A 23,047-nucleotide genomic window follows, 5' to 3' on the forward strand; every position below is an offset into this window, starting at 1 on the left:
GCCCGGTCGCTGCGCGGGGTGATCGCGCAGCAGTTGGGCCGGCTGCCGGCCGCGGCCGAGGACGCCGGGGCCGCGCTGGAACTCCTCGTCGGGTGCGGTGCCCCGCGGCACAGCGGCGCGGCGGTGGAACTGCTCGCCCGGCTGGTGCGGATACACCTCGACCTGGGCGAGTCCGAGGAGGCCGCGGCACTGGTCGAGCAGGCGGAACCGCGCGCCGACGCATGGCGGACCTGGGGCGGTACGGCGCTGCTGCTCGCCCGGGGCCGGCTGCGGGTGGCCACCGGGCGCCCTGCCGACGGGCTGCGGGACCTGCTGGCGGCCGGCGGCCGGCTGCCGGCCTGGAAGGTGGAGAACCCGGCGGTCGCGCCGTGGCGCTCGGACGCGGCCCGGGCGCTGCTCGCGCTCGGCGAGCCGGCCGAGGCCCGCCGGTACGCCGCGGACGAGGTGGAGCAGGCGCGCCGCTGGGGCACGCCCGGCCCGCTCGCCGCCGCCCTGCGCACGATGGGCGCGGTCCTCGGCGGGGCCGAGGGGCTGGCGGTGCTGGAGAAGTCGGTCTCGGTGGCCGAGCGTTCGGACGGCCGGCTCGACCTGGCCCGGTCGCTGGCCGACCACGGTTCCGCGCTCAGCCGGGCCAACCGCCGGATACCGGCCAGGCGGGCGCTGCGTACGGCGCTGGCCCTCGCGGAGGAGTGCGGCTGCGCGGACCTGGCCGGGCGGGCGCGGATCGAGCTGTCCGCCTGCGGCGGCCGCCCGCCGAAGTCCTCCGAGACGGCGGGGGTCGCGTCCCTCACCGCTGCCGAGCTGCGGACCGCCACGCTCGCCGCGGAGGGCCGGACGAACCGGGAACTCGCGGAGATCCTCCTGGTGGGACTGCGGACGGTCGAGGTGCACCTCACCCACGCCTACCGCAAGCTCGGCATCGACGGCCGCGAGCAGCTTCCCGCGGTGCTGCTCGGGCGGGTGGACACCCACGCGGACTCCCGTACGGACTCCCGATCGGACTCCCGATCGGACATCCGTACGGACTTCCGCGCCGGCTCCCGCTGAGCGCGCGGCAATCCTGCACACGGTGACCGCATGAGGCGCACAGCACCCTGACGCGATCTCCCGCGCCCGGTGCCCGGAAATCGTAAGTCGCAGGTATGTCCGCATCGTGATCAACGGCGGTTCCGGCGGAGAGGAATAGCCGTTCGAAATTGTGTGAAGAAAACGTCGCCATCCGGTGGCCGGCCGGGCACGAACTGTGCTTGCGGTACCGAAATGCTGACCGAAACATCGAGGTGGTCGGGGTGGCCGGGCGGCCGGAACGCGTACTAGCGTCCTGCGTCGAACGGGAGTTGCGAATTGTGTTCGGTATTTCCTCGAACATCCGCCCCCCGTCTCACTCATCGGAATTCCGCAGAGTCATGAAGGGAACGCAATTCATGCGTAACACCGCTTCTCAGGTCGAGACCCGCGAGCTTGCCGACGGCGACCTGGACAACATCTCCGGTGGCGTCGGCGTCGCCCTGGGCATCGACGGCCTGGGCCTCGGCGACCTCGTCGCGCCGGTCACCGACGCGCTGCCGGTCGGCCAGGTCACCGGCCTGGTGGGTGGCGCCACCAACACGCTGTCCGGCATCACCGGGCTCGCGGGTCTCTGACCGCGAGACGTCCGACCATGGCCCCGGAACCGCCTGTTCCGGGGCCTGGCCGTGCCCGGCCGCACCCCGCGGCGCCCTGCGGCACCCCGCGCGACTCGCCCTGTCCGGACCGCCCGGCCGAGACGAACGCCGTTGAAGGAGTGGCCCCGTGCAGTTCCGGCAGAAGGCGCTCGCCAAGCTCGAAGCACCCGAAGAACTCGACATGCCGGTCCGCTTCGCCCGGCCGCAGGGCCGGCTGGCGCTCGCCGTCACGGCCGTCGTCATGGCCGCCGCCGCCTTCTGGGCGGTGACCGGCACGGTCTCCGCCAAGCTGACCGCCCCCGGCATCCTGACCCGGGCGCAGGGCAGTTACGTCCTGCAGAGCCCGGTCGCCGGCCAGGTCACCGCGGTGTACGCCAAGGAAGGCGACACCGTCCCCAGCGGCGCGCGGCTGCTGAGCGTGCGCACGGACCGGGCGGTCGAGACGGTCCGCGCGGTGGCCGCGGGGCGGGTGACGGCGCTGGCCGCCAAGATCGGCGCGGTGGTCGCCACCGGAGCGGACCTCGCGACGCTGGAACACGCCGACGGCCCCGCCGACCCGCTGGTGGCGGTGTTGTACGCGCAGGGCGGCAGCGCGTCGTCGATCCTCCCGGGAGCCGCGGTCGACCTGACCCTCCAGACCGTGCCGACGCGGGACTACGGCGTGCTGCGCGGCCGGGTGCTGGCGGTGGGACGGGTACCGGAGACGCGGCAGCAGATCACCAGCTTCCTCGGCGACGCCCAGCTGGGCGACCAGTTCTCCGCGAAGGGCCAACCCGTCGCGGTGGTGGTCCAGTTGGACCGAGCCGCGGGCACGAAGTCCGGTTACCGGTGGTCGTCGACGGGCGGTCCGCCGTACGCGATCGACTCACGGACGCTGCTCAGCGGCGCCGTCCACCTGGCCGCGCAGCATCCGATCGACTGGGTGAAGCCGTGACCGCGCAGCACTCCCCGGCGGGCACCGGCCGCCGCACCGACCGCACCGACCGCGCCGACCGCGCCGCCGGGCGCCGTGCCCCCGAACGCCGCGCCGCCGACCGGCGGAAGCCCAAGGAGCGCCGGCCGAAGCGGCAGAAGACCGTCCGCACCCCCAGCGTGTTGCAGATGGAGGCCGTGGAGTGCGGCGCCGCCGCGCTCGCCATGGTGCTCGGCCACTACGGCCGCCATGTCCCCCTGGAGGAACTGCGGATCGCCTGCGGCGTCTCACGCGACGGCTCGCGGGCGAGCAACGTGCTGAAGGCCGCCCGCGGTTACCGCCTGGAAGCCAAGGGCATGCAGATGGAGTCGGCGGCGCTGGCGCAGGTCCGGACACCGGCCGTGCTGTTCTGGGAGTTCAACCACTTCGTCGTGTACGAGGGGACGGTGCGGCGCTTCGGCCGCCGTGGCGTGCGCCTCAACGACCCGGCCCGGGGACGCAGGTTCGTCCCCGACGAGGAGTTCGACGCGGGCTTCACCGGCGTCGTGCTGACCTTCGAGCCCGGCGTCAGGTTCCGTCCCGGCGGCCGCAGACCGGGAATCGCCGGCGCGCTGCCGGCCCGGCTGCGCGGCACCCGGGGCACCACGCTCGCCGCGCTGGCCGCCAGCTTCCTGCTGGTCGCCGTGGGGGTGGCGGTTCCCGCGCTGAGCCGCGCGTACATCGACACGTTCCTGTTCGGCGGCCGGACGTCGCTGCTCCCGGTGGTCTTCTCGTCGATGGCCGCGCTGGTCGTGCTGACCGCCGTGCTCACCGGCGTGCAGCAGGCCAACCTGCTGCGCGGGCGCGTCATCTCCTCCACGCTCGGCAGTGCCCGGTTCCTGCGCCACCTGCTCAGGCTGCCCGTCACGTTCTTCGCCCAGCGCAGCCCCGCCGACCTCGTGCAGCGCCTGCAGTCCAACGACTCGGTGGCCGAGACCCTGGCCCGGGACCTCGCCTCGGCCGGCGTGGACGCGGTGGTGGTGCTCCTCTACGCGGTCCTGCTGTGGACGTACGACCCCCAACTGACCCTGATCGGGGTGACGCTGGCCCTTCTGAACATCGTCGCGCTGCGCCTGGTGGCACGGATCAGAAGCACCCGGGTGCACAAACTCCGCGCCGACCAGGCCCGGTTGACCAACACCGCATACAGCGGACTGCAGTTGATCGAGACGATGAAGGCCACCGGCGGCGAGAACGGGTTCTTCCGCCGCTGGGCCGGCCAGCACGCCACGACGCTCGACGGCCAGCAGCGGCTGGGCGTGCCGAGCGCGGCGCTCGCCGTTGTCGCGCCCACCCTCGCTGCGCTCAACAGCGCGCTGATCCTGCTGGTCGGCGGGGTCCGGGCGGTGGAGGGCCAGATCTCCATCGGGCTGCTCGTCGCCTTCCAGACCCTGGTCACCAGCTTCACCGCGCCGGTAAGCCGGCTCAGCGCGGTGGCCGGCCGGGTGCAGGACTTCACCGCCGACGTGACCCGGCTCAAGGACGTCGAGCGCTTCCCGGCCGACCCGCTCTTCGCCCGCGACCGGCCGGCCGCGAGCACCCGCAGGCTCAGCGGCCACGTGACCCTTGAGGGAATCACCTTCGGCTACAGCCCGCTCGACGAGCCGCTGCTCACCGACTTCTCGCTGTCGGTCGGCCCCGGCCGGCAGGTCGCGCTCGTCGGCGGGTCGGGCAGCGGCAAGTCCACGGTGTCCCGGCTGATCTCGGGCCTGTACCAGCCGTGGGAGGGCGAGATCCGGATCGACGGGCAGCTGCTCTCCGACCTCTCGCGCGGCTCGCTGTCCGCGTCGGTGTCCTTCGTCGACCAGGACGTCTTCCTCTTCGAGGGCACCGTCCGGGACAACGTCGCGCTGTGGGACCCGTCGATCCCCGACGAGGCCGTCGTCTCCGCGCTCCAGGACGCGGCCGTGTACGACGCGGTCGCCCGGCGCCCCGGCGGCATCCACGCCCGGGTGGAGCAGGACGGCCGCAACTTCTCCGGCGGCCAGCGGCAGCGCCTGGAGATCGCCCGGGCGCTGGTCCGCGGACCCAGCGTGCTGGTCCTCGACGAGGTGACCAGCGCCCTGGACGCGGAGACCGAGCAGGTGATCATCGACAACCTGCGGCGGCGCGGCTGCGCCTGCGTCGTGATCGCGCACCGGCTCAGCACAGTCCGCGACAGCGACGAGATCGTCGTCCTGGACCGTGGCCGGGTCGTGGAGCGGGGCCGCCACGAGGACCTGGTCGCCGTCGGCGGGCCGTACGCCGACCTGGTCAGGGAGCGCTGAGGTGACCTCCGTGCACCCGCCGCTGACCGGCGGCGCGGGTCCCGGTGACCCGGTACTGGACGCCATGGGCGGGCTGGGCCGGCCGGTCCCCCCGGCCGGCCGGCGCAGCCTGTCGCTGGAGGGCCCGCACGTGCTGTGGCTGGTCGCGCGCGGGGCGATGGACCTGTTCGCGGTCGACGCGGCGCGGCAGGGCCGCTGGCACTTCCTCGGCCGGCTCCGCACCGGGACCCTGCTGCTCGGCCCGGCCGACGGCCCGCAACACACCCTCGTGGCACGGCCGTTGGAGGACTGCGTCCTGCACCGCATCGCGCTGCGCGAACTGTTCGGCACCGGCTACGGCGATCAGCCCGCGCAGGGCGGCGGTTACGGCGACGGCTCGGCATACGGTTCGGCGTACGGCGACGGCTCGGCGTACGGCGACGGGTGGGCCGAGAGCAGCCAGGCGTGGGGCGGCGGCCCGTTGGAGAACGCGTTCGCCCGCGGCATCGGGCGCGGCCTGAGCGTCCTGTTCGACGCACCCGTGGAAGGCCGCCCGGCCCCGGGCAGCGCACCTGGCGCGGGCCGGCACGGTGACCGGGCCGAGGAGAGCGGCTCGCCCGACGACGGCATCCTGTGGATGCCGGTGGCCCCGGGCAGCGTCCAGTACGCCTACGGGGACGGGTACGGGCAGGGGCACGCCGACGCCTACGGGAATGCGAACGGCGCACCGTACGGGACCGCGAACGGCGGACCGTACGCGACTGCGAACGGCGCACCGTACCAAGGCGGTTACGGCGGGGAGCCGGGCGGGGACCTGCTCGTCGACGGCGGGATGTGGCGGCGGATGGTCGAGCAGCAGACCCGGTTGCTGTTCGCCCTCGACCGCTGGATCGAGCAGTCGGAGCAGGCGCACGAGGACCGGGCGGCGGCCGGGATCAAGGCCGGCGAGGAGGTGCGCGAGCAGGCGGACCACACCCTGCTCGCGTCGATCGGCAAGCCCGGTGCCGGCAGGTCGGGTCCCGGCCGGGCGGCCGGAAGCCGAGGACCCGCGGGCGACGACGGCACCCTCGCCGCCTGCCGCCTGGTCGCCGACGCGGCCGGGATCGACCTCGGGCCGGCCGTGGACGGCGGCCCGGGACCGGAGGGCGCGGACGCCGCCGACCGGATGAGCGCGGTCGAGCGGATCGCGGTGCGCGCCCGGCTGCGCACCCGTCCCGTACAGCTCAACGGCCGCTGGTGGCGGGAGAACTCCGGTCCCCTGGTGGGACATCGGGCCGCCAGCGGCGCCCCGGTCGCCCTGCTGTGGCGGCGCGGCGGCTACGAGGCGGTGACCCCGGCCACCGGGCGCCGCGCGAGGATCGGCAGCGCCAACGCGGCCGAATTCGCCCCCCGGGCCGTCATGTTCTACCGGCCGTTGCCCGAAGAGCCGCTGTCCGCACGCCGGTTGCTCGGCTTCTGCCTGCGCGGCACCGGCGCGGACCTGCGCGCCCTGCTGCTGGGCGGGCTGGTCGCGGTCGGCCTCGGCGCGCTGGTGCCGATCGCGACCGGCCGGGTGCTCGGCGAGTACGTCCCGAACGCCGAGAACAGCCTGATCGTCCAGACCGCGCTGGCGATCGTGGCCACCACCGTGGTCTCCACCGCGTTCATGCTGATGCAGAACACCGCCATCCTGCGGGTCGAGGGCCGGGTCGAGGCCACCCTCCAACCCGCCGTCTGGGACCGGTTGCTGAGGCTGCCGACCCGGTTCTTCGCCGAACGCTCCACCGGGGAACTGGCGAGCGCGGCCATGGGCATCAGCGCGATCCGCCGGGTGCTGTCGGGCATCAGCTCCGTGATCGTGCAGGCCGGCACGGTCGGTGCGGTGAACCTCGTCCTGCTGCTGTGGTACAGCGTGCCGCTGACGCTGGTGGCCGTCGCCCTGCTGCTCGTGGTCGGCGCGGTGTTCCTCGGCCTGGGGCTGGCCCAACTGCGCTGGCAGCGCAAGCTGGTCGTGCTCACCAACAAGCTCAACAACCTGGCCTTCCAGACGCTGCGCGGCCTGCCGAAACTGCGGGTCTCGGCGGCGGAGAGCTTCGCCTACGGCGCCTGGGCAGGGGAGTTCGCCCACAGCCGGGAGCTGCAACAGCGGGTCGGCCGGACGAAGAACCTCATCACCGTCTTCAACTCGGTGTGCCTGCCGTTCTGCACGCTCACCATGTTCATGCTGCTCGCGGGCCCGGCCCGCGGTGCCCTGTCGGCCGGCGCCTTCCTCACCTTCAACACCGCGGTGACGATGATGCTGACCTCCGTGACGCAGCTGACCGGCGCACTGCTGTCCGCCGCCGCCGTGCTGCCGCTCTTCGAGCAGGTCAAGCCGATCCTCGAAGCGGCTCCCGAAGTACGCGGCGGCAGCACGCAGCCCGGCGTGCTGTCCGGCGCGATCGAGGCGCGGAACCTCTCCTTCCGGTACGCCGACGACGCGCCGCTGGTCCTGGACGATGTGTCCTTCCGGGTCCGGCCGGGCGAGTTCACCGCGATCGTGGGGGCCAGCGGCTGCGGCAAGTCGACGCTGCTGCGGCTGCTCATCGGCTTCGACCGGCCGGTCTCCGGCGGCGTGCACTACGACGGGCAGGACCTCGCCGCCCTCGACCAGTCGGCGCTGCGCCGGCAGTGCGGGGTGGTCCTGCAGAACGCGCAGCCGTTCACCGGCTCGATCCTCGACTGCATCCGCGGCGCCGGGGCGTACACCCTCGAAGAGGCGTGGCAGGCTGCCCGACTCGCCGGGCTGGCCGAGGACATCAAGCGGATGCCGATGGGGATGCACACCGTGCTCTCGGACGGCGGCGGCGCCGTCTCGGGCGGGCAGCGGCAGCGGCTGATGATCGCCCAGGCGCTGATCCGTCGGCCCCGCATCCTCTTCTTCGACGAGGCCACCAGCGCGCTCGACAACGAGACCCAGGGCGTCGTGATGGAGAGCACCCGCGCGCTGCGGGCCACCCGGGTCGTGATCGCCCACCGGCTGTCCACGATCATGGACGCCGACCGGGTGATCGTGATGGCCGACGGCCGCGTGGCCCAGCAGGGACCGCCGGCCGAACTGCTCGCCGACACCGGCGGCCTGTTCCACCGGCTGGTCCGCCGCCAGCTGCGCTGAGCGCGCGACCGCGTCCCGAGATCCGGGCGGCGCCGTGCCAGGCGAACCGTCGGCACGTTGCGCGCCCCCGGCGGCGGTTCAGGGGAGCTTGACCGCCAGCAGGTCCGTCCGGTGGACCTCCGGGGCGGCCGCGAACATCCTCGGACCGATCTCCTTCAGGACGTCGGCGATCTTTCCGTCGAAGTGCGCGGCGCGGCCCTCCTCGTCGTCGAAGGTGTCGAAGATCCCGAACACGGTCGGGCCCTCCTTGTAGGCGAACCAGGTGACCGTGCCCTGCTCGGCGCGGGCCAGTTCCAGGGCGTCCCGGAGCGCGGCCTCCACCTCGGCGGCGCGGTCGGGCCTGGCCTCGATCCGGAGCCGGAATCCCACCTGCGACATGTGCTGCTCCCACCTCGTCGAATCCGGTCGGCGACCGCCGGCCACCACGACGCTAGGCGCCGCGCCCACGGGCCGGCAGTGGCGGACGCGGCACATTCGCTACCGTTTCCGTCATGCGCGTCGCCGTGCTCGTCCTCGACGGGGTCTTCGACTCGGGCCTGGCCGCCCTCCTCGACATCGTGCACTGCGCCAACACGCTGCGGACCCGGCTGCCCCAGCCGCCGCCCACCTGGCAGCTGACCACGGTCGGCTTCACCCGCACCGTACGCACGGGCGCGGGACACCGCGTCACCGCGGCGCCCGTCGCGCAGGCCGAGGAGTGCGACCTGCTGCTGATCCCCGGCGTGGCCGAGCGGCGCCCCGACGAGCTGGTGGCCCACCTGTCCGGCCCGCGTACGGCCCCCGCGCGGGAGCTGATCGCCCGGGCCCGCGCCCGGCGCACCCCGATCGCCACCGCCTGCGCCGGAAGCTTCCTCCTCGCCGAGGCGGGCGTCCTGGACGGCCTGCGCGCCACCACCACCTGGTGGCTCGCGCCGCTGTTCCGCCGCCGATACCCGCGGGTGACGCTCGACCAGCGGCAGATGGTGACCAGTTGCGACGGCATCACGACCGCCGGCGCGGCCTTCGGCCACATCGACCTGGGGCTGACCCTGATCCGCCGGCGCAGTCCCGCGCTCAGCGACCTGGTCGCCAACTACCTCGTCATCGACGAACGGCCCTCCCAGGCCGCCCACACCATGCCGGGCACCCTCGCCGCGTGCGACCCCACCGTCGCCGCGTTCGAGCACTGGGCCCGCGCCCACCTCGACCAGCCGCTCAGCGTCAAGGACGCTGCCGCCGCGATCGGGGTCAGCGAACGCACCCTGCAACGCACCACCCGGTCCGTCCTCGGCCTCTCGCCCGTCCGCTTCGTCCAGGACCTCCGCGTCGAACAGGCCACCCACCTCCTCCGCACCACCGACCAGACGATCGAGACCATCGCCCGCCGCGTCGGCTACGAGAGCGCCAACACCCTCCGCGTGCTGCTCCGCGACCGCACCGGCAAATCCGCCACCCAGCACCGCCCCAGCTGACCCCACCTCCCCGCCCGCCAACAACCCGGCACACCCACCAAGCGGTAGGGCCGTCGCAGGTGAGCGGGCGGCGTCGTACCTGATCGGTGGCGGCCGCTCCGCGTGGAGAGGGGAAATCCGGAGCTGGCTGTCGTCACCGTGACGTAGTATCCGGGCCTCAGCCCGAGCTGCGCGGTGGCTGCCGAGGGGGCGGAGGCATCCGCGCCCCACCGCCCTACCGCGCCGGGCTCCACCTGCTTTTTTGCTGTCCACCCTGGGGGGCCACACCTGTGCGTACGCGCAGTTCATCCATAGCGACCGCCACCGCGGTCCTGCTCGGTTCGGTGGTGCTCGGCTTCGGTGCCGCGGCACCCGTGTCGGCGACGTCGGCTCCCGCCGTCACCGTCACCTCGGACGGCGGCATCGCAGCCGACGGCCCGCTGAACCGGGTCTTCGTCGCAGACCACACCGCCGGCACCGTCTACGCCGCCGACCCGAACGGTACGAAACTCGGTTCGCTCACCGGCATCCCCGGCGTCTCCGGCCTGGCCGTCTCCACCGACGGCTCGACCCTGTACGCCGCAGCGTCCGCCTCACACGAGATCGTGGCCATCGACGCGGCCACGCTCGCCGTCGAGGCCCGCTATCCGGTCGACACCAACAAGGGGCCGACGTACGTGGCCTTCGCCGGGGACAAGCTCTGGTTCAGCTACGGCGACCAGTGGGCCGCCAGCCTGGGCTCCGTCGACCCATCCGGCACCGTGACGGTGGGGCAGACCCCGCAGAACCTGCTGTGGAATCCGGAGGCGCTGAGCGCAAGCCCGACTGAGCCGAACCTGCTGACTGCCCTCACCGAGGGCTTGTCGCCGTGCACGGTGACCGTGTTCGACGTCTCCAGCGGGACGCCGCAGACTGTGGCTGATGTGACCCCCCACGGCGGGCCCGTGGAGATCGCCGAGGACGTCGATCTCATCCCCGGCGGCGGGCTGTTGCTCAACGGCACCTACCGCATGAGCTATACCCAGAGCAACTGGACCCAGACCGGCGCGTACCCCAACACCGCCGCGGAGAGCGGCGACATCTCTCCCCACGGCATGGTCGCCCAGGTCGAGGGCGGCACGGTGCGGATCTACCGGCCCGAGGGCACCCAGCCGATCCACACCTATGCCACCAACGCCCAGACGGTCGACGCGGTCTGGGCACCGGACGAGTCGCGCGTCTACGCCCTGGAGGGCGCCTACAGCAGCAACAGCGGCTCGCCGACCAGCTACACCCTCAAGATTCTCACCGACCCGACACGCAACGTGCCGACCGTGTCGGTGAAGGCCCCCACCAGTGCGCCACGTGCCAAAAAGCTCACCGTCACCGGCAAGATCAGCGCGACGGTGCCGCTCACGGCCGGCGTCAAACTGCGGGTGACCCGCACCGACCTGGACAGCCCGAAGGGCAAGGCGCTGCCCTCGGTCACCACCGGCTCCGGCGGCACGTTCAGCTTCACCGACACCCCGCCGGCCGGCGGCACGGTGACCTACACGGTCGCGTACGCGGGTGACGCCACGCACACCGCCGTCAGCACCTCGGCCAAGGTCGCGGTCTCCCGCACCACGCCCAAGCTGACCGTCAGCAACAACGGCAAGCACTACAACTATGGCAAGAAGGTCAGTTACACGGTCCACCTCGGCTCGGAGTACAAGAACCGCACGGTGGCGGTCTACGGCGACCCGTACGGCGCCGACGAGGGCAAGCGGCTACTGAAGAGCGGCAAGGTCAGCTCCGCCGGCAACCTTTCGGTATCGGTGACCATGAACCGCAACTGGACCCTCAGTGCCGTCTACGCGGGCGACGACCGCACCGCCTCGAAGACGGTCACCACCCACGTGTACGCCTATGCTCGCGTCTCGAGCGCGCTCTCGAAGCAGTACAAGACCGCGAAGATCGGTTCCACCACCTACGCGTACTACCACAAGAAGACCGCGCCGGTGCTCACCACCAGCATGAACTACCACAAGGGCCGCAAGGTGCGGCTCGACCTGCAGCTCTACTACGGCGGCGCCTGGTACACCTCCGACTCCGAGTACTTCGCGCTCGCCTCCAACGGCAAGGTGGCGGTGAACCTGGGTGCCCCGGGCAAGTCCGGTCTCCGCGCCCGAATCCGGGCGGTCTACGTGGAGAACGGCTCCGGCGACAACGTGAACGCCACCACGTACGGCAGCTGGAAGTACATGGACTTCACCAGCTGACCTCCCACCAGAGGGGAGCGGCCCCCGCGCGGCACGTCACCACCACGCCCGGGGGCCGCTCCAAGTACGTGACGGACCATCAAGCGCGGTGTCGAGGAAGCCGGCGGCTCCAGGGGGCGCGTTCCTCCTCGACGAGCGCGCTCAACTCATCGTGCGCGGAGCCGATTTCGTCTCCGATCGGCGCGGTCAGGGAGCCGACCACTCGATCAAGGGCGGCCCGACAGCGGCGCACAACGGGTTGCCCCGTACGTCGGTGAGCCCCAGCCTCCCGACCAGCGCGCCCCGCGCGACGGCCGATTCGAGGACCTCGCGATCCACGCTGTTGAACAGCAGCTTCGCCCGCCGGAACATCGCGAAGCCGCGGTCCGGCTCGACCGTCCCCCAGGACAGGTAGACGAATCGGCCCCCGGGCCGGCCCTGCACATACGGCCCGCGCAGGTCCCATCCACCCGCGACCGCCGTGGCCGTGACCTCCAACTCCCACACCACCGACGGCGCGTCCCCCGACACCAGGCCGAGCAGTTCGCCCGGGTGCCCCCGGCGCTGCACACCGACATGAACGTTCTGGTACCCCGACGGAGCATCCGGCGACGGCCCGCACTCCCGCCCCGGCAGTTCCCGCCCCTCGATCCGCACCAGCATCACCCCATCATCCGCCTCCCGACACCTCGCCGGCCGGGAAGACCGTCACGCGTCGTCCGTGCCGGGCTGTCCGTCGGCGTGCGACCCCCGCCGGTGAACTCGCGCACCCGGTGTTGCTCGGGGGCTTCGCCTGGCCACGGGCGGTGTCGGTGCAGGCCGTTAGCGTGGCGGGGGTGAGGACGGGGAGCGCGGATACGGTTCTGGTCGTGGTGCGGGGCAACAGCGCGTCGGGGAAGTCGTCGGTCGCGGCGGGGCTGCGGGCGGGGTTCGGGCGGGGGCTGGCGATCGTCGGGCAGGACAACCTGCGGCGTACGGTGCTGCGGGAGTGGGACCGGCCGGGTGCGTCGAACGTCGGCCTGATCGGCGTGGTGGCGCGTTACGCGCTGGATCACGGCTTCCACGTGGTGGTCGAGGGCATCCTGTACGCCGGGCACTACGGATCGATGCTGGCCGAGTTGATGTCCGACCACCGCGGCGGAACGTACGCGTACTACCTGGACGTGCCGTTCGAGGAGACGCTGCGCCGGCACGCGACGAAGCCGCAGGAGGGGGAGTACGGCGAGGCGGAGATGCGCGGCTGGTACCGCGCGGCCGACCTGCTGCCAGGTGGCGTCGAAACGGTCATCGGCGCGGAGAGCGCTCTGACGGCGAGCGTCGAACGGATTCTGCGCGAGACGGGCCTGGGCAGGTGGGCGGCCGGGGAACGGTGAGGGCGGCCGCCCCGACACCGGCTGCCGGATGTACGAGTCCGCCAACCGCCCGGTCCTCGACGGGTCGCGTCACGCGTCGCGCTCGGTGTCGCCTCTCGGTCCGTGGTTCAGAAGGAGCTGAGAAGTTGGCGTGGAAGGCTGCGATCTCCTTCCGAGCGACGTGGGCCGGCGACTGCCGCTGCTCGCCGCGCTCGTCACCTTCCGTGGAGAAACGCCCATGAGCCTGACGCACATAGACGGACTGCCGGCGCACATCCTGTTCGTGCACTTCGTGGTGGTGCTGGTGCCGTTGACGGCGCTGGCCGCGGTGGTGTGCGCGGTGCAGCCCAGGTACGCCCGGCGCTTGGGGCTGGTGCTTCCGCTGCTGGGGCTGGTGACGTTGGGGCTCGTGCCGGTCACCACGCACGCGGGTGAGTGGTTGCAGTCCCGGGTGGGCAACGACCCGCTCATCCGCAAGCACACGGAGTTGGGCGACGGTCTGCTGCCCTGGGCCATCGGTCTGTTCCTGGTGACGCTCGGGGTGTGGTGGCTGGGGCGGCGCCTTGCGCGGCCCGTGGAGGCGGCGGCGGACGGCCCCGCGGCCGGTGGCGCGCGGTGGAGGTCGCCGGCGTCGCTGCGTACGGTGGCCGCGGTGCTGGCCGTCGTCGTGTCCGCCGGTGCCGTCGTGGACGTCTACCGGATCGGGGAGTCCGGCGCGAAGGCGGCCTGGCACGACAACTACGACAAGTCCGCCGGTGGCCAGCACGGCTGACGGCATGTCAGAGCGGGCGTTGGTGCCGGACGACGGTGCCGCGCCACCGGACTTCCCGGTATCACCCGGCACCCCGGCGTCGCCCGGCGCCCCGGCATCACCCGGCACCCGCGCGGCGCCCGGGCAGAGTGACGGTGAACGAGGTCCGGCCCGGCCGGCTGCGTACCTCCGCGGTGCCCCCATGCGCGGTGGCGACCGCCTGCACGATCGCCAGGCCGAGACCGGCTCCGTGGCCCTGGGCCCCGGGGCGGGTGTGGTCGGCGCGGGCGAAGCGCTCGAAGACCGTGTCGAGGATGTCCGCGGGGATGCCGGGACCGTCGTCCTCGACCACGAGGCGGGTGCTCGCCCGGTCCTGGCGGAGCCGGACGGTGACGCGGGTGCCGGCGGGCGTGTGCTGGTGGGCGTTGGCCAGCAGGTTTCCGGTGATCTGCTGGAGCCGCAGCGGGTCCCCGGTGGTCGTGATCGGGGCCTCCGGCAGGTCGAGGACCCAGCGGTGGTCGGGCCCCGTGGCGCGCGCGTCGTCGACGGCGTCCAGGACGAGCCGGGTGAGGTCGACCGGGTCGCGGGCCAGCGGCCGGCCGGCGTCGAGGCGGGCGAGCAGCAGCAGGTCGTCGACCATGCCACCCATCCGGACCGACTCCGCGGTGATCCGTTCCAGCGCGCGCGCCACCCCGGGCGGGACGGGTTCCGGGTGGAGGCGGGCCAGTTCGGCGTGGCCGCGGATGGCGGCGACGGGGGTGCGCAGCTCGTGGCTGGCGTCGGCGGCGAACCGGCGCAGCCGCTCCTCGCTGGCGTGCCGCCTGCCCAGCGCGTTCTCGACATGGCCGAGCATCCGGTTGAGCGCGATGCCGACCTGCCCGACCTCGGTACGCGGGTCGGTGTCCGGTACCCGGTCGGGCAGGGCCACCTCGCCGCTGGCCAGCGGCAGCGCGGTCACCGAGGCCGCGGTGGCGGCGACCCGGCGCAGCGGCCGCAGGGACCAGCGCACCCAGAACGCCCCGGCCGCGCCCGCGACCAGCAGGGCGCCGCCGAAGACGGCGCCCTCCACCGCCACCAGGCGGGTCACCGCGTCCTCCACCCCGCTGAGCGGCAGGCCGGTCACCAGGACGTCCCCGTCGTCGCCGTCGACGGCCTTCACCAGGTAGTCGTCCAGGGCCGACAGCTCCAGCCGGTGGCTGCGGCCGTCGACCGGGACCGCGGCGATGGCCGCCTTGTCGCCGGCCGTCAGGGTCACGGACGTGTCGGCCCCCGACCGTACGATGCCGGCCGCGGTGACCTTTCCGTGCAGGAGCCGGGCGCCGAACGTACCGGGTGCCTGGCGGCGGGTGTCCACGTGCGCGTTGTCGGCGTCCGGCTCGCCCGGCCCGCGGTGTTCGAGGCTGGCCGGGAACGTCCCGCCGGCCTGGGTGAGCTGCTGGTCCAGCCGGTCGGTGAGGAAGGAGCGCAGCGTGAGGACGGCCGCGATCCCCACCGCGGCGCAGCTCACCGCGAGGAGCACCACCAGGCCGCAGATGAGCCGGGCCCGCAGCGTGCGCGGCAGCAGCCGCCTCACTGCGGCGCGGCTTTCAGCACGTATCCCGCTCCCCGCACGGTGTGGATCATCGGCTCCCGGCCGGCGTCGATCTTCCGGCGCAGGTAGCTGATGTAGAGCTCCACCACGTGGGCCTGGCCACCGAAGTCGTACGACCACACCTGGTCGAGGATCTGCGGCTTGCTCAGCACCCGGCGCGGGTTGCGCATGAGGTACCGCAGGAGCTCGAACTCCGTCGGCGACAGGTCGATCGCCTCCCCGCCGCGGGTGACCTCCCGCGCGTCCTCGTCGATCGTGAGGTCGCCGACCACCAGCAGCGCCGCGTCGTCGCGCTCCCGGGTCATCCCGGCGCGGCGCAGCAGGCCGCGCAGCCGGGCGAGGACCTCCTCCAGGCTGAACGGCTTGGTGACGTAGTCGTCGCCGCCGGCGGTGATGCCCGCGATCCGGTCCTCGACGGAGTCCCGCGCGGTGAGGAAGAGCACGCACACGTCGGGACGGGCCGCCCGCAGGCCACGCAGCGCGGTCAGCCCGTTGCCGTCGGGCAGCATGATGTCGAGGACGACCGCGTCGGGCTGGAAGTCCCTGCCCTCGGCGAGGGCGGTCGCGAGGTCGCCCGCGGTACGCACCTGCCAGCCCTCGTAGCGCAGCACACCGGCCAGCACCTCGGTGAGGTCGGGCTCGTCGTCGACCACGAGCACCCGGACCGGTGAGCCGTCGGGCCTGGTGAGGGGCGCGGGCTGAACGCGCGGGGCGAATTCCATGGTCCGTCCAGCATCCCCCGGCGCGGCGGTGGCGTGGCGCACCACTTCCTTTGAATCGGCTCTGAACCTTCTCAATCCGCTGTGACTCCCGCCCCGGAACGCGGTCTCAGAGCTGGTTGAGAGGTTTCCCCCGCACAGTGGCCGTGCAGGGCGAAGGAAAGGACATTCCGTATGACCACCACCTACGGCCCGCGCCAGGCGCGGCACGCGGTGGCACCGCCAGGGCGGCGGCGCTCCCCGGCGGGACCGGTGCTCGCCCTCGGCTGGGCGGGCGCGGCCGCGGTCCTGGCGCTGTGGTGGCAGGACACCGGCGCCGTCGTCGGCACCGCGGACTGGCTGATCGGCGCCGGCCGGATCGCCGGACTGCTCTGCGGCTACACCTGCGTGCTGCTGGTCGGCCTGATGGCGCGGGTCCCCGTACTGGAACAGGGCGTGGGCAGCGACCGGGTGGCCCGCTGGCACGCCGCGCTGGGCCGCTACACGGTGTGCCTGCTGCTCGCGCACGTCACCTTGATCCTGTGGGGCTACGCGGTGCAGGCCCACACCGGCGTGGTCGGCGAGACCACGACGGTCGTCCTGACCTATCCCGACATGCTCAAGGGCACCATCGGCGGGGCGCTGCTGATCGCCGTCGGCGTGGTCTCCGCCCGGGCGGTACGCCGCAGGGTCCGCTACGAGACCTGGTACTACCTGCACCTGCTGACCTACCTGGCGGTCTTCCTCGCCTTCTGGCACCAGCTTGCCCTCGGCGCGGACTTCTCCTCCCACCCCCTGGCCCGCGGCTTCTGGTACGCGCTGTACGGGGCGGCCGCCGCGGCCGTGCTCTGGTACCGGGTCGCGGCGCCGCTGCGGCTGAACCTGCGGCACCGGCTCCGGGTGGCGCAGGTGGTCCAGGAGACGCCGGAGGTGGTGTCGGTGATCGTGCGCGGCGAGCGGCTGCCGCGACTGGCCGCCCGGCCGGGGCAGTTCCTGCGCTGGCGCTTCCTGGCCCCCGGGCTGTGGTGGACCGCCAGCCCCTACTCGCTGTCCACGGCGCCGCGGCCGGACCTGCTGCGTATCACCGTCAAGGCGGTGGGCGACCACAGCGCGGCACTCGCCCGGCTGCGGCCCGGCACCCGGATCTGGGCCGAAGGGCCGTACGGCGCGCTGACCGCGGACCGCAGGACCCGGCAGAAGGTGCTGTTGCTCGCCGGCGGGGTCGGGGTCACGCCGCTGCGGGCCCTGTTCGAGTCGCTGCCCGCGCGGCCCGGCGACCTGACCCTGATCTACCGGGCCCGCACGGCCGGGGACCTGGCGCTGCGCGGCGAGCTGGAGGCGATAGCCCGTTCCCGCGGTGCCCGCCTGCACTACCTGCTCAACGAAGCCGACGGCCGCAGCCCGCGGCTGACCGCCGACTTCCTGGGCGCCGCCGTCCCCGACGTCGCCGAGCACGACGTCTACCTGTGCGGACCGCCCGGCATGGCCCGCGCGTCGTACGAGGCGCTGCGCAGCGCCGGGGTACCGGCCCGCCACATCCACCACGAGTCGTTCGAACTGTGAGGCGCCCGTGAACAGCCTCGCCGGCCGCCCGTCGCGGCGGGTCCTGCTCAGCACGCTGGTGACCGTCAGCGGTATGCTGCTCCTGCTCGGTCTCAAGCCGCACACGACAGCGGGGGCGGCCGCTGCGGCCGGAGCACCCGGTGCGGGCGGGGCGGCCACCCCACCCGCCGTCCCCGCCCCGTCCGCCTCCGCGACCGCGCCCTCCGCGGGCTCGGGCGGCACGACGGGGACCCGCACCGTGCAGGGCGACACGATCCAGACCCGTTACGGGCCCGTACAGCTCCGGGTCACCCTGAACGCCGGCAGGATCACCGCCGTGTCCGCCGTCCAGGTGCCGGACAGCGGGCCCCGGGACCAGGAGATCACCGGCTTCGCCGTACCCCAACTCACGCAGGAGGCGATCGCCGCGCAGAGCGCGCACATCGACACCGTCTCGGGGGCGACCTACACCAGCGAGGGCTACATCCAGTCCCTGCAGAGCGCCCTGGACAAGGCGGGGAGCTGACGATGGCGGACGACGGCGCCCGGCTGCGCAGGGTCGAGCACACCATGGGCACGGTCTTCTCCTTCGACGTCCGCGGCGCGGGACCGCGCGCCGCCGCGGCCCTCGAAGCCGCGGTGGCGTGGCTGCACCACGTGGACGAGACGTTCTCGACGTACCGGCCCGCGAGCCAGATCAGCCGGCTGGCGGCCGGGACGCTGGCGCTGTCGGCCTGTTCGCCCGAGGTGTGGGAAGTGCTCCGGCTCTGCGAGGCCGCCGAACGCCGCAGCGGCGGCTGGTTCAGCGCGCGGTACGCGGGCGACTTCGACCCCACCGGACTGGTCAAGGGATGGGCGGTGGAACGGGCCGCCGCGATGGTCTCCTCCGCCGGCGCCGACGCGGTGTGCGTCAACGGCGGCGGCGACGTGCAGGTGCACGGCGGTCCCTGGCGGATCGGGGTGAGCGACCCGCTGCGCAGGGGCGCACTGGCCACCGTCGTGCACGCCGACGGCGAACTCGCCGTCGCCACCTCCGGCCCCGCCGAACGCGGCTGCCACATCGTCGATCCCGCGACCGGCCGCCCGCCGGCCGCCGCGCTCGCCTCGCTGACCGTGGTCTGCCGCGGCCTGACCGACGCCGACACGTACGCCACCGCCGGCTACGCCATGGGCGAGAGCGCCCGCGCCTGGCTGGGGTCCCTGCCCCACACCCGGTCCTTCGCGGTCACCGCGGACGGCAGCACGTGGAGCACCGGCGGGTCCGGCGACTGATCCTGCACCCGCGCGTCCCGTTCCTCCACCCGCGCTTCACCGCCCCCCACCCGCGCATTCCGCCGGCAGCCCGCCGCAACGCCGACGGCAACCCGCCGCACCGTCGACGGGAAGGCGCCGCAGGCCGTCCCGCTTCGGCGGTCAGCCGGTGATCATGCGGCCGCTTCCGGGGCGATCTCCTCGATCAACCCCTCGACCAGGGTCCTGATCTCGTCGCGGATCGGACGGACGGCCTCGACGCCCTGCCCGGCCGGGTCCGGCAGCTTCCAGTCGAGGTAGCGCTTGCCGGGGAAGACCGGGCAGGTGTCGCCGCAGCCCATGGTGACGCACACGTCCGACTCCCGTACCGCGTCGCTGGTGAGGATCTTGGGGGTCGCGCCGGAGATGTCGATGCCGACTTCCTTCATGGCCTCGACGGCGGCGGGGTTGACCGCGTCGCCGGGCGCGGAGCCGGCGGAGCGGACCTCGACGCGGTCGCCGGCCAGGTGGGCCAGCCAGGCGGCGGCCATCTGGGAGCGGCCGGCGTTGTGGACGCAGACGAACAGCACGGACGGCTTGGGGCCGGGCGTCTCGGTCATGGAAGGCTCTTTCGTCTCGTGGGCGGCATCGCGGCACCGCGGCACCGCGGCACCGCGGCATCGCGGCACCGCTGCAACGACATCAGCGACCGCTGGTATCAGCGAGCAATGATGTGAGAGTATCAGTGCATGCTGACTTCAGTCGATGCTGATGTGATCCGGGTGCTGGGCGATTCGCTCCGCCTGCGGATCGTGACCCTCCTGGCGCGCGAGACGCTGTGCACGACGCACCTGGTCGAGGAGACCGGGGCCAAACAGACCAACCTGTCCAACCACATGAAGGTGCTGCGCGAGGCCGGTCTGGTGGAGACCGAGCCCTGCGGCCGGTTCACCTACTACAAGCTCAAGCCCGAGGTCCTGGCCGGACTGTCGGAGCAGTTCGCTCAGCTCGCCGCGTCCGCCGTCGCCGCCGGGCAGAACAAGAGGTCCTGCCCGTGACCACCGCGGAACCCGCCACGCCCGCCGCCGACGGCGGTGCTCCGGTGGCCGCCGGGACCGGCTCCGTGGTGAGGAGACTCTCCGCCCTGGACCGCTACCTGGCGGTGTGGATCGTGATCGCCATGGCCGTCGGCATCGGCTTGGGCCGGGCGATCCCCGGCCTGAACAGTGCCCTGGCCAAGGTGGAGATCGGCGGGGTGTCCCTGCCGATCGCGATCGGGCTGCTGGTGATGATGTACCCGGTGCTGGCGAAGGTCCGCTACGACCGCCTCGACCGGGTCACCGGCGACCGCAAGCTCATGGCGTCCTCCCTGGTCGTCAACTGGATCGTCGGACCCGCGGTGATGTTCGCCCTCGCGTGGTCGTGCCTGCCGGACCTGCCCGCCTACCGCACCGGCCTGATCATCGTCGGCCTGGCCCGCTGCATCGCCATGGTCGTCATCTGGAACGACCTCGCCTGCGGCGACCGCGAAGCCGCCGCCGTGCTGGTCGCGCTCAACTCCGTCTTCCAGGTCGTCGCCTTCAGCCTGCTGGGCTGGCTCTACCTCGACGCGCTGCCCCGGTGGCTCGGCCTGGGCGACGGCCAGGGCCTGGACGTACCGGTGTGGAAGATCGCGGTCAACGTCGCGGTCTTCCTCGGGGTGCCGCTGCTGGCCGGGTTCCTCACCCGCCGCGTCGGCGAGCGGAGGATGGGCCGCGACGCCTACGAGGCCGGGTTCCTGCCGAGGATCGGGCCGTGGGCGCTGTACGGGCTGCTGTTCACGATCGTCATCCTCTTCGCCCTCCAGGGCAGGACGATCACCCGCGAGCCCGGCGACGTGGCCCGCATCGCGCTGCCGCTGCTCGCCTACTTCGCCCTCATGTTCTTCGGCACGTTCGCGCTCGGCAAGAGCCTCGGGCTGCCCTACGACCGCACCGCCACGCTGGCGTTCACCGCGGCCGGCAACAACTTCGAACTGGCCATCGCGGTCGCCATCGCGACCTTCGGCGTCACCTCCGGCCAGGCCCTGTCCGGCGTCGTCGGCCCGCTCATCGAGGTCCCGGTCCTCATCGGACTGGTCCATGTCGCCCTCGCCCGGCGGGAGAAGTTCGGAGCCGGGGAGACGGCGACCACGCCGTGACCCGTGGGCCCCTTGACCCGCGGGCCTCTTGACCCGCGGGCCCCTCGGCCCCCACGGGGCGGCTCCGCGTCAGGAACGCAGATCGAGCAACGCGGACATGCCCGCCACCACCGACGGCTCGACGGTGTAGTACACCCACGTGCCGCGTCGCTCCGAAGTGAGAAGTCCGGCCTCGCGGAGCTTCTTCAGGTGGTGGGAGACGGTCGGCTGGGAGACCCCGACGTCCTGGATGTCGCACACGCACGCCTCGCCACCCGGGTGCGACGCGATCTTCGAGAACAGCCGCAGCCGTACGGGGTCGGACAGCGCCTTGAACATCGCGGCCATCTTCTCCGCGTCGGCGGCCGACAGCTCGCCCGCGGTGATCGGCGGGCAGCACGGCACCGCCGGGGCGTCCTGGAGGACCGGCAGCTCGACCATCCCAGAGTTCGACATGTGTCTATGTTGACACTCATCAATAAGAGAGGCAACCTTCGATATATCGACGGACATCGAAACAGCGGCGCCGGTCTCCGCACCGGGTCGCGCTGGAAGAAGGGCACAGTCATGCCAGCACCCGCCACCACCGAGCTGCCGGTCGTCGTCATCGGCGCCGGCCCCATCGGGCTCGCCGCGGCCGCCCACCTGGTCGACCGCGGCCTGACCCCGCTGGTCCTGGAGCGCGGCCCGGCCGCCGCGGACGCGGTACGCGGCTGGTCCCACGTGCGGCTGTTCTCCACCTGGGCCGAGCTGACCGACCCCGCGGCCGAGAAGCTGCTCACCCCCGCCGGCTGGGCGAAGCCGGACCCGGGCACGTATCCGACCGGCGGAGACTGGATCGGGCGCTACCTGCAACCGCTCGCCGATCTCCTCGGCGACGCGGTGCGCTACGGCGCGACCGTCACCGGCGTCTCCCGCCTCGGCCGGGACCGGATCGTGGACGCCGACCGTGACAGCCGGCCCTTCACCGTCCACTACGCCCTCGCCGACGGAACGGAGGAGCGGGTGCCCGCCCGCGCGGTGATCGACGCCTCCGGCACCTGGTCCCTCCCCTCGCCCGCGGGTGCCAACGGCCTGCCGGCCCTCGGCGAACACGCGGCGGCCGACCGCATCTCCTACCGCGTCCCCGACCTCGGCGACCCGGCCGTCCGGGCCCGGTACGCGGGCAGGCGCACCGCGGTCATCGGCTCCGGCGCCTCCGCCTTCACCGCCCTGGCCTCGCTCGCCGATCTGGCGAAGGCCGGCGACGGGCCGGGCACGCACGCGGTGTGGGTGCTCCGCCGCGGCATCTCCGGCTCGACCTTCGGCGGCGGCAGCGCCGACCAGCTCCCCGCCCGCGGCGCTCTCGGCCTCGCCGCCAAGGCCGCGGTCGACCACGGCCACGCGGACGCCGTCACCGGGTTCCGCACCGAAGCGATCGAACGCGACGCCGACGGCAGGCTGGTCGTGATCGGCGACGACGGGCAGCGCCTGGAGCCGGTGGACGAGGCGATCGTCCTGACCGGCCTGCGGCCGGACCTGGGCTTCCTGTCCGAACTGCGCCTCGGCCTGGACGAACGCCTCCAGGCCCCGCTCGCGCTCGCGCCGCTCATCGACCCCAACCAGCACTCCTGCGGGACCGTCTACCCCCACGGCCACCGCGAACTGTCCCACCCCGAGACCGGCGTCTACCTGGTCGGCATGAAGTCCTACGGCCGCGCCCCGACGTTCCTGGCGATGACCGGCTACGAGCAGGTCCGCTCGGTCGTCGCCGCCCTCGCCGGCGACCTCGAATCCGCCGATCGGGTCGAACTCACCCTCCCCGAAACCGGGGTGTGCGGCGGCGCCGGCCTCTTCGACGACCCCGCCGCCGTGCAGGGCGGCGGCGGATGCTGCGTGCCCGCGCCCGTCGCACAGTTGGTGCAGATCGGCGCCTCCGCCCCGGCGTCCGCCGAGGGCGAGGAGGGGCCGGCGGCCGGCTGCTGCGGCTGACGGTTGACGGCTGGCGGTTGAGCACCTCGGGCGGGACCCGGGCCGCGCTGTAGTAGCCGGGGGCGAGCCGGTCGGGACGGGGACGGGCCGGGGCGCCCCGCACGTCAGAC

General features: G+C 73.3%; 21 protein-coding genes. 15 read left to right on the forward strand and 6 right to left on the reverse strand.

Annotation, left to right across the window (positions count from 1 at the left end):
- From AB0399_RS35500 to AB0399_RS35520, 5 genes are all read left to right on the forward strand, one after another.
- Positions 1 to 1,047 (forward strand): helix-turn-helix transcriptional regulator (locus AB0399_RS35500; protein WP_366414102.1); only part of this gene is annotated, 1,047 nt, incomplete at its 5' end.
- Positions 1,048 to 1,424: 377 nt separating this feature from the next.
- Complete coding sequence (locus AB0399_RS35505) at positions 1,425 to 1,643, forward strand: type A2 lantipeptide (RefSeq protein ID WP_328466072.1); 219 nt, start codon at positions 1,425 to 1,427, stop codon at positions 1,641 to 1,643.
- A 148-nt stretch (positions 1,644 to 1,791) separates the two neighbouring features.
- Positions 1,792 to 2,598: an HlyD family efflux transporter periplasmic adaptor subunit gene (locus AB0399_RS35510; RefSeq protein ID WP_328466070.1), complete on the forward strand. Its 807-nt coding sequence runs from the start codon at positions 1,792 to 1,794 to the stop codon at positions 2,596 to 2,598.
- Between the two features lie 167 nt (positions 2,599 to 2,765).
- The gene (locus AB0399_RS35515) at positions 2,766 to 4,883 is read left to right on the forward strand and encodes an NHLP family bacteriocin export ABC transporter peptidase/permease/ATPase subunit (protein WP_366414115.1); all 2,118 of its coding nucleotides are present in this window, start codon (positions 2,766 to 2,768) and stop codon (positions 4,881 to 4,883) included.
- Between the two features lie 64 nt (positions 4,884 to 4,947).
- Positions 4,948 to 7,995, forward strand: coding sequence for an NHLP bacteriocin export ABC transporter permease/ATPase subunit (locus AB0399_RS35520; RefSeq protein ID WP_366414116.1), 3,048 nt, complete (start codon positions 4,948 to 4,950; stop codon positions 7,993 to 7,995).
- 78 nt (positions 7,996 to 8,073) lie between these two features.
- Here the strand turns inward: AB0399_RS35520 and AB0399_RS35525 are convergent, their stop codons facing one another.
- Positions 8,074 to 8,373 (reverse strand): antibiotic biosynthesis monooxygenase, encoded by a 300-nt coding sequence (locus AB0399_RS35525; protein WP_366414103.1) that lies wholly within the window; start codon positions 8,371 to 8,373, stop codon positions 8,074 to 8,076.
- A 113-nt stretch (positions 8,374 to 8,486) separates the two neighbouring features.
- Here AB0399_RS35525 and AB0399_RS35530 point away from each other — a divergent pair, with 113 nt between their 5' ends.
- Together AB0399_RS35530 and AB0399_RS35535 are read left to right on the forward strand one after the other, a co-directional pair.
- Positions 8,487 to 9,446, forward strand: coding sequence for a helix-turn-helix domain-containing protein (locus AB0399_RS35530; protein WP_366414104.1), 960 nt, complete (start codon positions 8,487 to 8,489; stop codon positions 9,444 to 9,446).
- 269 nt (positions 9,447 to 9,715) lie between these two features.
- A complete protein-coding gene (locus AB0399_RS35535) occupies positions 9,716 to 11,665 on the forward strand; it encodes an Ig-like domain repeat protein (protein ID WP_366414105.1) in 1,950 nt (649 codons plus the stop codon).
- Between the two features lie 186 nt (positions 11,666 to 11,851).
- Here the strand turns inward: AB0399_RS35535 and AB0399_RS35540 are convergent, their stop codons facing one another.
- Positions 11,852 to 12,307 carry a DUF5990 family protein gene (locus AB0399_RS35540; RefSeq protein WP_366414106.1) on the reverse strand — a complete coding sequence of 152 codons (456 nt, stop codon included), beginning with the start codon at positions 12,305 to 12,307 and terminating at the stop codon, positions 11,852 to 11,854.
- Positions 12,308 to 12,471: 164 nt separating this feature from the next.
- Between AB0399_RS35540 and AB0399_RS35545 the strand changes: the two genes are divergently transcribed.
- A complete protein-coding gene (locus tag AB0399_RS35545; RefSeq protein ID WP_366414107.1) occupies positions 12,472 to 13,017 on the forward strand; it encodes a kinase in 546 nt (181 codons plus the stop codon).
- A gap of 217 nt (positions 13,018 to 13,234) precedes the next feature.
- On the forward strand, positions 13,235 to 13,768 hold the full coding sequence (locus AB0399_RS35550; protein ID WP_328466053.1) for a DUF2231 domain-containing protein: 534 nt from the start codon (positions 13,235 to 13,237) through the stop codon (positions 13,766 to 13,768).
- Positions 13,769 to 13,865: 97 nt separating this feature from the next.
- Here AB0399_RS35550 and AB0399_RS35555 read toward each other — a convergent pair whose 3' ends face one another.
- Positions 13,866 to 15,320, reverse strand: coding sequence for a HAMP domain-containing sensor histidine kinase (locus tag AB0399_RS35555; protein WP_366414108.1), 1,455 nt, complete (start codon positions 15,318 to 15,320; stop codon positions 13,866 to 13,868).
- Complete coding sequence (locus AB0399_RS35560) at positions 15,317 to 16,060, reverse strand: response regulator transcription factor (protein WP_328466049.1); 744 nt, start codon at positions 16,058 to 16,060, stop codon at positions 15,317 to 15,319. The genes AB0399_RS35555 and AB0399_RS35560 overlap by 4 nt, the downstream gene beginning before the upstream one ends.
- A gap of 171 nt (positions 16,061 to 16,231) precedes the next feature.
- Between AB0399_RS35560 and AB0399_RS35565 the strand changes: the two genes are divergently transcribed.
- The 3 genes from AB0399_RS35565 to AB0399_RS35575 are packed head-to-tail and all read left to right on the forward strand — an operon-like array spanning position 16,232 to position 18,850.
- A complete protein-coding gene (locus tag AB0399_RS35565) occupies positions 16,232 to 17,599 on the forward strand; it encodes a ferredoxin reductase family protein (RefSeq protein ID WP_366414109.1) in 1,368 nt (455 codons plus the stop codon).
- A gap of 7 nt (positions 17,600 to 17,606) precedes the next feature.
- Positions 17,607 to 18,104, forward strand: a complete 498-nt coding sequence (locus AB0399_RS35570; RefSeq protein WP_366414110.1) for an FMN-binding protein — start codon at positions 17,607 to 17,609, stop codon at positions 18,102 to 18,104.
- Between the two features lie 2 nt (positions 18,105 to 18,106).
- Entirely contained in the window at positions 18,107 to 18,850 is a 744-nt protein-coding gene (locus AB0399_RS35575; protein ID WP_366414111.1) for an FAD:protein FMN transferase, read from the forward strand.
- Between the two features lie 152 nt (positions 18,851 to 19,002).
- Here the strand turns inward: AB0399_RS35575 and AB0399_RS35580 are convergent, their stop codons facing one another.
- Positions 19,003 to 19,428 carry an arsenate reductase ArsC gene (locus tag AB0399_RS35580; RefSeq protein ID WP_366414112.1) on the reverse strand — a complete coding sequence of 142 codons (426 nt, stop codon included), beginning with the start codon at positions 19,426 to 19,428 and terminating at the stop codon, positions 19,003 to 19,005.
- A 129-nt stretch (positions 19,429 to 19,557) separates the two neighbouring features.
- Between AB0399_RS35580 and AB0399_RS35585 the strand changes: the two genes are divergently transcribed.
- Together AB0399_RS35585 and arsB are read left to right on the forward strand one after the other, a co-directional pair.
- Positions 19,558 to 19,866 (forward strand): metalloregulator ArsR/SmtB family transcription factor, encoded by a 309-nt coding sequence (locus AB0399_RS35585; RefSeq protein ID WP_366414113.1) that lies wholly within the window; start codon positions 19,558 to 19,560, stop codon positions 19,864 to 19,866.
- Between the two features lie 44 nt (positions 19,867 to 19,910).
- Positions 19,911 to 20,987 carry an ACR3 family arsenite efflux transporter gene (gene arsB, locus AB0399_RS35590; protein ID WP_366414117.1) on the forward strand — a complete coding sequence of 359 codons (1,077 nt, stop codon included), beginning with the start codon at positions 19,911 to 19,913 and terminating at the stop codon, positions 20,985 to 20,987.
- A gap of 69 nt (positions 20,988 to 21,056) precedes the next feature.
- On the opposite strand, the gene AB0399_RS35595 is transcribed toward arsB, so the two are convergent.
- Entirely contained in the window at positions 21,057 to 21,422 is a 366-nt protein-coding gene (locus AB0399_RS35595; RefSeq protein ID WP_329367503.1) for a metalloregulator ArsR/SmtB family transcription factor, read from the reverse strand.
- Between the two features lie 111 nt (positions 21,423 to 21,533).
- Here AB0399_RS35595 and AB0399_RS35600 point away from each other — a divergent pair, with 111 nt between their 5' ends.
- Positions 21,534 to 22,937, forward strand: a complete 1,404-nt coding sequence (locus AB0399_RS35600) for an NAD(P)-binding domain-containing protein (RefSeq protein ID WP_366414114.1) — start codon at positions 21,534 to 21,536, stop codon at positions 22,935 to 22,937.
- The last annotated feature ends 110 nt before the right edge of the window (positions 22,938 to 23,047 follow it).

Origin of the sequence: Streptomyces sp. NPDC088194, from assembly GCF_040702025.1 — a bacterium.
GTDB lineage: Bacteria > Actinomycetota > Actinomycetes > Streptomycetales > Streptomycetaceae > Actinacidiphila.